Here is a 1,251-nt window from a genome sequence, read left to right as displayed (position 1 = left end):
AAACGAAAGTCTTCTTTAGTGGTGATAGTGGATATGCTCCGCACTTTAAGGAAATTGGTAATAAATACGGTCCATTCGATCTTACTTTAATGGAATGCGGGCAATACGTTCTGGCAACATATGAATTGCAGACCATCTCGTATCGTATTGCCCGCATTCCATTAAAGTAAGATCGAATGGACCGTATTTATTACCAATTTCCTTAAAGTGCGGAGCATATCCACTATCACCACTAAAGAAGACTTTCGTTTCTTGACCAAGGATAACCCATGAACACCATAACGAACTATCTCTATCTGTCATACTTCGTCCAGAAAAATGCCTTGCAGGTGTACAAACTAATTTAATATTATCAAACGTAATTTCATCCCACCAATTATGCTCACTAATTTTACTAGGTGAAACACCCCATTTAATAAGATAACGCGCAACTCCAGTCGGAACATAAAAGTGCTTTGCACGATCTTTTAACTGCATAATACTTTTGTAATTTAAATGGTCATAGTGATTATGCGAAATGATAATCGCATCAATTTCCTGAAGGTCTTCACGTTCTAAAGAAAAAGCACCACTATAACGTTTACTATTAAAAATAGGAAACGGGGAAGAGGCATCGCCAAACATAGGATCTAATAACAGCTTTTTACCTTCTATTTTTAAAAGAGCAGCAGAATGTCCAAACCATGTAACACTATCTAAAGACTCATTATCTTTATTCGATAAAACAATAGGTAAATTCTTTATAGGTCGCAACTTTGTTTTTATTTTAAAGTAATCAGTCATTAAACCTATAATATCTTTTGGTTTAAAACTTACATCAGTATGAATTTGATTTATATATTTCTTTTTCATTAGTTCTCCTTTTTACGTTTAACAATATACGTATGTTGTTATTCTAGTTGTTATTCTAGCTGTTATTAGTGTAAACTATATCGTTTTACCTTTCATCTTTAATACAATACATTTCATAAATTCTTCAAATTTATTATTTATACATATAAAATAGAATTCATTTAGCAGCAGCTAAAACTAATATTGTATATTTGTAAATTGTTTTATTTAAGTAAATTTGTTCTCATACACAACAAAGAACGTACGTTTCGTTATATGTTATAGAAGCAGGTAGGTAACTAATTATCCAAAAGAAGGAGAGTCTATAAATGCTGGAAGAAAGAAAACAGAAGTCAAAATGTAAACTATCAAAATCTGAAATGATTCAGCTTTATACAGAAGGGAAGAGCACTTCAGAAA

3 pseudogenes are annotated in these 1,251 nt (G+C 31.7%); 2 read left to right on the top strand and 1 reads right to left on the bottom strand.

Annotated elements, in window-relative coordinates:
* Positions 1-107 (top strand): annotated as a pseudogene (locus tag AC1DTM_RS27190) (MBL fold metallo-hydrolase); the annotation flags it as partial.
* Position 108: 1 nt separating this feature from the next.
* On the opposite strand, the pseudogene AC1DTM_RS27185 reads toward AC1DTM_RS27190, so the two are convergent.
* Positions 109-852: pseudogene (locus AC1DTM_RS27185) on the bottom strand (MBL fold metallo-hydrolase); the annotation flags it as partial.
* Between the two features lie 308 nt (positions 853-1,160).
* Between AC1DTM_RS27185 and AC1DTM_RS27180 the strand changes: the two are divergent.
* Positions 1,161-1,251, top strand: a pseudogene (locus AC1DTM_RS27180) (endonuclease); the annotation flags it as partial.

The organism is Bacillus sp. P4_D3 (genome assembly GCF_056401855.1).
Note: the sequence above shows the minus strand (reverse complement) of the source record. Positions and strands in the feature narration are given on the sequence as shown.